Origin of the sequence: uncultured Sphingomonas sp. (genome assembly GCF_964243315.1) — a bacterium.
Lineage (GTDB): Bacteria > Pseudomonadota > Alphaproteobacteria > Sphingomonadales > Sphingomonadaceae > Sphingomonas.
The window spans coordinates 23,429-29,507 of the sequence record NZ_CAXTEM010000035.1 but is presented as its reverse complement, the minus strand read 5'-3'; the positions used below and the strand labels follow the sequence as shown (position 1 = coordinate 29,507).

Below are 6,079 nucleotides of genomic sequence, written 5' to 3'. Positions count from 1 at the left end.
CTCACTCTTATCTAAGAGCGAGACCCTGTCAGGTCATTTGAGGGGCCACCTCACGAGCTGCCCTCGTCCCCAACGCAGAAGCGCATGCTTCCGGCGCAGTCCGAAGGCATGAGCTAAGGTCGGTCGCTGGCCATTATTAGTGGCGCTCGGCTCATGCAGCGCCTAACGAAGCGAGGTGTCGATGGGTCACTTGCCCAGCACCGCCGACCAGATCCGCTATATCGCCGAACGCCTACACGACATTGCGGACCGCTTCAGCCGGTTCCAGTCGCGTTACGATAGCGGTGACAGAGCAACTGATCGGCAAAGTCGAAGGTGCGGCGATGGATCTACGGATCGTCGTGCGTGGCCGAGGATAGGAAGACACGATGGCGACGACGAACGACATTACGACAGCGATCACGGCAGCGCTCGAAGAGATTGGCGTCGAGGGTGAAGTCGATGTCACCAGCGGCGAGGCGCGAGTGACGCAGCCGGTGGGCTCGCCGTCCGGCGACGCGCAGCTGATCAAGGTCGAAGTGTCCGACTTGCCGGAGCAGAGCCCCACATCTTGAAGTCTGCCAAGCCTGCGCAGCCTTGACAGTAGCAGGGTGGCCGCCGCCAGCTAACCGGTAAGCAGGCATAGCGGCGGCCAGGTCCCGCCTAACATCTGACCCGTTAGCAACGGGCTCCGGCAGGTAGCGTCGTCCTGGTATTTGAACCATTGCGACGGCGCGCCAACCTCAATGGCAAAGTTCCATTACGGTTTCTCTGCAGTCGATCAGTCACCGCTTCGAACCTTATGACGTAAGTACCTATCGAGCGGGTATCGCTTAGCTGAGTGAGCTGCGTTTGCGCTGGGTGGCCGCCGTCTGCCGCATTCGCGGATCTGACGACGGCCGAAACCCGCCTAGCACTTGGCCCGTTAACAACGCGCTCTGGCAGGATAACTACTGCTGTGACGACTTCGGGAAGCACAGCAGCTGTTGGCGCGGCTCTAGTCACACGATGGTTGCGGAGGCGTTAACGAGACGCAAGGCGGTCGCCGCCGAGCCGCCACCTGGCTCAAGACGACGACCGGCGCTTGCCCACCCGCTGCCCCGTCGCTCGGAGCTTTGGCAAGGTGGCTGTGCCAAGACCCAACGGGGACACGCGGCAGCAGCCGCGATTCCCTTGTATCTCAGCAAGTTAATGACTCAGTCGCCGCCGATAATATTTCGGCCATCTGTAATCATTGAGCACGTCGGTCACCTTATCGCCGGCTCGGACCATGAGCGAGCATCGCGATGATCGAACGCCTACGCGGACGTGCCGGTCACGCCCAACGCCTTCGCCGATTGAAGCGGACCAAGGGATTATGCGAGCGATGCGGCGCCAAGGGTGTGGTCGCACTCGCTACGGTAGTCGACCACATCCAGCCCCTAGCGCTGGGTGGCAGTGACGAGGATCGGAACACCCGCAACCTCTGCGATCCGTGTCACGACCAGGTCACGGCAGAAAAGTTCGGGTTCACGACACCGGCCAAGGTCGGCACCGACAAGGATGGATGGCCGATCGGGTGATCATGACAGGGGGTGGTAGGGTCCGAAAATCCCGAGGCCGCTTATACTGGACACCGTGCCGCCCACAAACGCGCGCAAAACCAAATTGATTGTCTGTGAGGTCGAGATGGCGGCGCGAGGGGTGAAGCCCAAACCGATCAAGCGGCTGGTAGACGGGACGCACCGTCCTACGCGGCACGGGAAAGCGAACGCGGCGGAAGCCGCGGTAGCAGAAGCCGATGCCAGCTTTGGCAAGCCCGTGATGCCCGAGGGCATGGAGGGCGAAGGGGCGAAAGCATGGAAACGCTACATCGCCCCGGCCGGCTGGTTGGATGCGACGCGCGAAGCCGCGGCAATCGCCTCCTGCGAATTGTGGCAGGAGTTCCGGTTATCTCCGACCGGCTTCCCCACGTCGAACACGGCCAGCTCCGCGCCTACATGGCCGAGCTGGCGCTGACCGACGAGCGGAACCGCGGCGGTGACAGCAAGGAAGACGCCAAGGACGAGTTCTTCGACGACTGACCGGGTTGCTGCCTATGCGAAGGCGGTCACCACCGGCAAGATCGTCGCCGGTCCGCACGTGCGCAACGCGTGTAGACGGCATCTCGACGGCCTGAAGCTCGGCGCGAAACGCGGAATCCACTACGATCCGGCAGCGACCGAACGCGCGATCGACTTTTTCGAAAAAAAGCTGAGTCTGAGCGAAGGGCAGTTCGAGGGGCGCCCGCGCCTCCTGCACCCCAGCCAAGCTTTCAAGATCGGCTCGATCTTCGGCTGGAAGAAGGCTGACGGGTTCCGGCGCTTCCGGCGGGCGTACATCGAGGAAGGCAAGGGCAACGGCAAGTCGCCGGTAGCTGGCGGTATCGGCCTCTAAGGTATGATGGCGGATCGCGAGGCCGGCGCGCAGATCTATACGGCCGGCGCGACGAAGGAACCAGGCGGGCATCCTGTTCCGCGACGCCATTAACATGGTCGACAAGTCGCCGGGCAAAAGGCTCGGCTAAAGCCCAGCGGCGGGCCGGGCCGGGAATATAATTCCGCTTATCTCAAGACCAACTCGTTTCTCCGCCCGATTAGCCGCGAGGCGAAGAAGACCGGTTCGGGTCGGCGCCCGCATATAGCGCTCTCCGACGAGGTGCATGAGCACCCCGATCGCGGCGTGATTGAGATGCTGGAACGCGGCTTCAAGTTTCGCCAGCAGCCGCTGCTGTTCATGATCACCAACAGCGGATCTGATCGCAACTCTATCGCTCGCGAGGAACATGAGCACGCGATCAAGGTCGCGGCCGAGAACGTAGACGCCAAAGACGACGACGCCACCTACCTGGGCGGGCCGATCGACGACAGGACCTTCAGCTATGTATGCGGACTCGATCGCGGTGACGATCCGCTGGCGGACCCGAGTTGCTGGGCGAAGGCTAACCCGCTGCTCGGCGTGACCATCACCGAGGAATATTTGGCTGACGTCGTGAAGCAGGCGATCCAGATGCCGGGCAAGCGCAACGGCATCCTGCGGCTGCACTTCTGCGTCTGGACCGACTCCGAGGTTTTGTGGATCACCCGCGACGTTGTTGAGCCGGCGCTGGTCGAGTTCGACCCGGTGATCCACCACGGCAAGCGGATCGGGCTCGGGCTCGATCTATCGCGGAACAAGGACATCACTGCGCTCGGCGCCGCGGTCCAGACCGGGACCGTTGCCGAGGGCGAGCATAAGGGCAAACCGACCTACGACGCATGGATTGAGGATTGGACGCCCGGCGACACGCTGCGCGTGCGCGCCGACGCGGACAAGCAGCCCTATGATGTGTGTGTGTTGGGTCGACGAAGGCTTCATGCACGCGCCGAAAGGATCGAGCATCCCCTATCGGCAGGTCGCCCAGGCGCTCGCGGAATATGACCGCAACTTCCATATCCAGCTGCTCGCCTATGACCGGTTCGCGTTCGCGACGAGCATGAAACCGGAGATCGTCGAGCTGGGGCTGAAAAATTCCCCAGGTCGAGCATCCGCAGGGCGGCACCAAGAAGGGCAAGCCGACCGACGCGATGATCGAGGCCGCGAAGCGGGCAAAGAAGGCACCGGAAGGGGTGTGGATGCCCGCGTCGGTTCGCGCGGTGAAGAAGATCTCTGGCGAGCCAGCCGGCGAGATCATCGGAGTTGAGCGGAGCGGGTCCCCCGGCGAGCCTGCCAGCCAAACTTCGCATCGAAAGCCTCAGATCATGAAGACCCTCGCAGACCGCATCGTTGATGCGCAGATTGAAGTCGTTCGTCAGAAGGACTTGCTGACCGCCGCTGTCGCCGCCGATGATTGCGACGACACGGTGACGGATGAGATCAGCAAGTTGCTCGAAGCCGCTGAAGGCAAGCTTGCCTCGCTGAAGCGCGCCGAGACCGCACTTGCCACCAAGACCATCGCTCCAGACGGCGCTGGCGCGACCGGTGGCACCGGCGGCACCACCGTGAGCGGGCGGTCGCACGTTCGCAATGCCCGCCAAGAAGTCGGCCCCTAGTGACGTGCTGATCCGCTCGGCGGTCGTGCAGTTGCTGAGCCACATCGAGCGCCGCTCGCTGACCGATGTTCTGATCGGCCGCTACGCGAGGACGACACGATCAAGACGATGCTCGGCTTCACCACGAAGGCGGCAACCGCACCTGCCACCACGACCGCGACCGGCTGGGCAGCGGAGCTGGTGCAGACCGCGACGCTCGATCTGATCGAGCAGCTGGTCGGCAAGTCGATCTACCCGATCCTGCGGGACATTGGCGGTCGCTTCACCTTCGGCCGCAACGGCGTCGTCTCGCTTCCGTCGCGTTCCTCGGGAACTTCGGTCGCCGGTTCGTTCGTCGGTCAGAGCGCACCCATCCCCGTCCGGCAGGCCGCGTTCAGCTCGACTCCGCTGACGCCGAAGAAGATGGCGGTGATCACCACGTTGACGCGTGAGATTGCCGAGCACTCGACGCCGGACATCGAGCAGGTTCTGCGCCAGGCGATCCAGGACGACACCAGCGTCGCGATCGATACCGTCCTGATGGACGCGGGCGCAGCCACGACCGTGCGTCCGGCCGGCCTCCACAACGGTGTGACGCCCGTCACCGCCGCGACCGGTGGCGACTTCACCGCGCTGGTGAAGGATCTGAAGGCGCTCGTCGCGGCGCTGATCACCTCGTCGGCCGGCAACATCCGCCAGCCGGTGTGGATCCTCAACCCGGTGCAGGTGCTGTCGATCTCGCTGACCCAGAACGGCGGGGGCGACTTCCCGTTCGCGGCCGATCTGAACAACGGCACGCTGCTCAGCTACCCGATCGCCGCGTCGGCGACGGTTCCGCTCGGCACGGTCGCGCTGGTCGACGCCGCGGACTTCTTCACCGCCACCGGTGACGAGCCGCGCTTTGATGTCAGGGATCAGGCGACGCTGCACATGGAAGACACCAGCCCGCAGCCGATCGCGGTGGCCGGTACGCCGAGCGCGGTCTCCGCGCCGGTTCGTTCGATGTTCCAGACTGACAGATCGCGCTGAGGATGGTGCTCGACATGAGTTGGGCGATGCGCCGCACCGGCATGGTCGCCGTGGTGACCAGCGTAACCTGGTGATGATCCCCGGCCACCCTCACGGGTGGCCGGACAACCTCGCTTCGAAGGAGAGCGAACCATGAACGACACGACCAGCAAGCCGGCGGCAGCCAAGCCGGCCGAGGCGACCGCGCCCGCGGTCGACGCAGACGATGTCCGCGCCAATGCGGTTGCGGCGATGAAAGAGGCGGAGTCCTTGGAGCCTTGCCCATCGCAGGCCGAATAGAACCGCGTTCACCGCGGCGAGGGCCTGACCTACAAGACCCGTCAAGCGAAGGCGCGCTGAGTAGCGTGGGCCTTCTCTGGTACAATCTCTCTGCACCCGCGGCTGCCGCTGCGGCGCGTTACGACGCGTCGCGCGCGAAGGCCGTGGAGGGAGAGCCTGGGCCGCTATCGCTTGCGCCGCGCCTACGTCAGCGGCGACAATCACTTACGATGGCAGGTGCGAGCAATTTTGCCAGTTCGCCAAAATAGACGGAACCGTGACCAGCGTACGCATCCAACAACAACATGCCGCGTATCGGTCATTTGAACCCAGTTTGCCTTATATGGGCTTTTCTACGTACCGAGTAACGGAGATCATAGACGTGCTCGGCGGCACTCCATATTGTAGTCGACGAGGTGCAGGAAACTACGATGACGCTGTACACCGGCGTTGCTATTGACCAGCTTCTGACGGGCGATCTGTCGTACTTATCCGGGGTGGGAGAGTTTCTAGCCGGCTCGATCGCCGATGTTTCGTACACTCTCCTATCCGGCCCAGCGCTTGGGCAGCAAATCGAGGGCCTTCCTTTCAGCGGCGATATAAAGATCACCATCGACTACATTGCAGCCGTTCCCGAGTCCGCCACCTGGGCGCTGATGCTCGCTGAGTTCGGTATGATCAGTTATTCGCTGCGCCGCCGCGGGGCGATAATGGCGCTTGCTAGGTATTAAGGGGGCGCAGGCCGCAACGCCGAAACGGAAGTCGGGGCGGGATGCAATCAGGCG

General features: G+C 63.4%; 9 protein-coding genes and 1 pseudogene. All 10 read left to right on the top strand.

Going from position 1 to position 6,079, the window contains the following annotated elements; all coding sequences use genetic code 11:
- Positions 1 to 368: 368 nt before the first annotated feature.
- The 10 genes and pseudogenes from ACFE77_RS10965 to ACFE77_RS10920 all read left to right on the top strand — a co-directional run bounded on the left by ACFE77_RS10965 (position 369) and on the right by ACFE77_RS10920 (position 6,025).
- Positions 369 to 554: a hypothetical protein gene (locus ACFE77_RS10965; protein ID WP_375421675.1), complete on the top strand. Its 186-nt coding sequence runs from the start codon at positions 369 to 371 to the stop codon at positions 552 to 554.
- A 711-nt stretch (positions 555 to 1,265) separates the two neighbouring features.
- On the top strand, positions 1,266 to 1,541 hold the full coding sequence (locus ACFE77_RS10960) for an HNH endonuclease (protein WP_375421674.1): 276 nt from the start codon (positions 1,266 to 1,268) through the stop codon (positions 1,539 to 1,541).
- Between the two features lie 276 nt (positions 1,542 to 1,817).
- A complete protein-coding gene (locus ACFE77_RS10955; RefSeq protein WP_375421673.1) occupies positions 1,818 to 2,042 on the top strand; it encodes a hypothetical protein in 225 nt (74 codons plus the stop codon).
- A 58-nt stretch (positions 2,043 to 2,100) separates the two neighbouring features.
- Complete coding sequence (locus tag ACFE77_RS10950) at positions 2,101 to 2,394, top strand: terminase large subunit domain-containing protein (RefSeq protein ID WP_375421672.1); 294 nt, start codon at positions 2,101 to 2,103, stop codon at positions 2,392 to 2,394.
- 192 nt (positions 2,395 to 2,586) lie between these two features.
- Positions 2,587 to 2,778: pseudogene (locus tag ACFE77_RS10945) on the top strand (terminase large subunit domain-containing protein); the annotation flags it as partial.
- Complete coding sequence (locus ACFE77_RS10940; protein ID WP_375421677.1) at positions 2,767 to 3,417, top strand: terminase TerL endonuclease subunit; 651 nt, start codon at positions 2,767 to 2,769, stop codon at positions 3,415 to 3,417. The pseudogene ACFE77_RS10945 and the gene ACFE77_RS10940, both read left to right, overlap by 12 nt.
- Positions 3,418 to 3,563: 146 nt before the next feature.
- On the top strand, positions 3,564 to 4,028 hold the full coding sequence (locus tag ACFE77_RS10935) for a hypothetical protein (RefSeq protein ID WP_375421671.1): 465 nt from the start codon (positions 3,564 to 3,566) through the stop codon (positions 4,026 to 4,028).
- 108 nt (positions 4,029 to 4,136) lie between these two features.
- A complete protein-coding gene (locus ACFE77_RS10930; protein ID WP_375421670.1) occupies positions 4,137 to 5,036 on the top strand; it encodes a phage major capsid protein in 900 nt (299 codons plus the stop codon).
- Positions 5,037 to 5,168: 132 nt separating this feature from the next.
- Positions 5,169 to 5,315, top strand: coding sequence for a hypothetical protein (locus tag ACFE77_RS10925; RefSeq protein WP_375421669.1), 147 nt, complete (start codon positions 5,169 to 5,171; stop codon positions 5,313 to 5,315).
- Between the two features lie 410 nt (positions 5,316 to 5,725).
- On the top strand, positions 5,726 to 6,025 hold the full coding sequence (locus tag ACFE77_RS10920; protein WP_375421668.1) for a hypothetical protein: 300 nt from the start codon (positions 5,726 to 5,728) through the stop codon (positions 6,023 to 6,025).
- Positions 6,026 to 6,079: the final 54 nt, after the last annotated feature.

What these genes read in the sequence shown, in the direction of transcription:
- ACFE77_RS10965 (WP_375421675.1), top strand. Translation starts at nt 369, where the DNA reads ATGGCGACGACGAACGACATTACGACAGCGATCACGGCAGCGCTCGAA.
- ACFE77_RS10960 (WP_375421674.1), top strand. Translation starts at nt 1,266, where the DNA reads ATGATCGAACGCCTACGCGGACGTGCCGGTCACGCCCAACGCCTTCGC.
- ACFE77_RS10955 (WP_375421673.1), top strand. Translation starts at nt 1,818, where the DNA reads ATGGAAACGCTACATCGCCCCGGCCGGCTGGTTGGATGCGACGCGCGA.
- ACFE77_RS10935 (WP_375421671.1), top strand. Translation starts at nt 3,564, where the DNA reads ATGATCGAGGCCGCGAAGCGGGCAAAGAAGGCACCGGAAGGGGTGTGG.
- ACFE77_RS10930 (WP_375421670.1), top strand. Translation starts at nt 4,137, where the DNA reads ATGCTCGGCTTCACCACGAAGGCGGCAACCGCACCTGCCACCACGACC.
- ACFE77_RS10925 (WP_375421669.1), top strand. Translation starts at nt 5,169, where the DNA reads ATGAACGACACGACCAGCAAGCCGGCGGCAGCCAAGCCGGCCGAGGCG.
- ACFE77_RS10920 (WP_375421668.1), top strand. Translation starts at nt 5,726, where the DNA reads ATGACGCTGTACACCGGCGTTGCTATTGACCAGCTTCTGACGGGCGAT.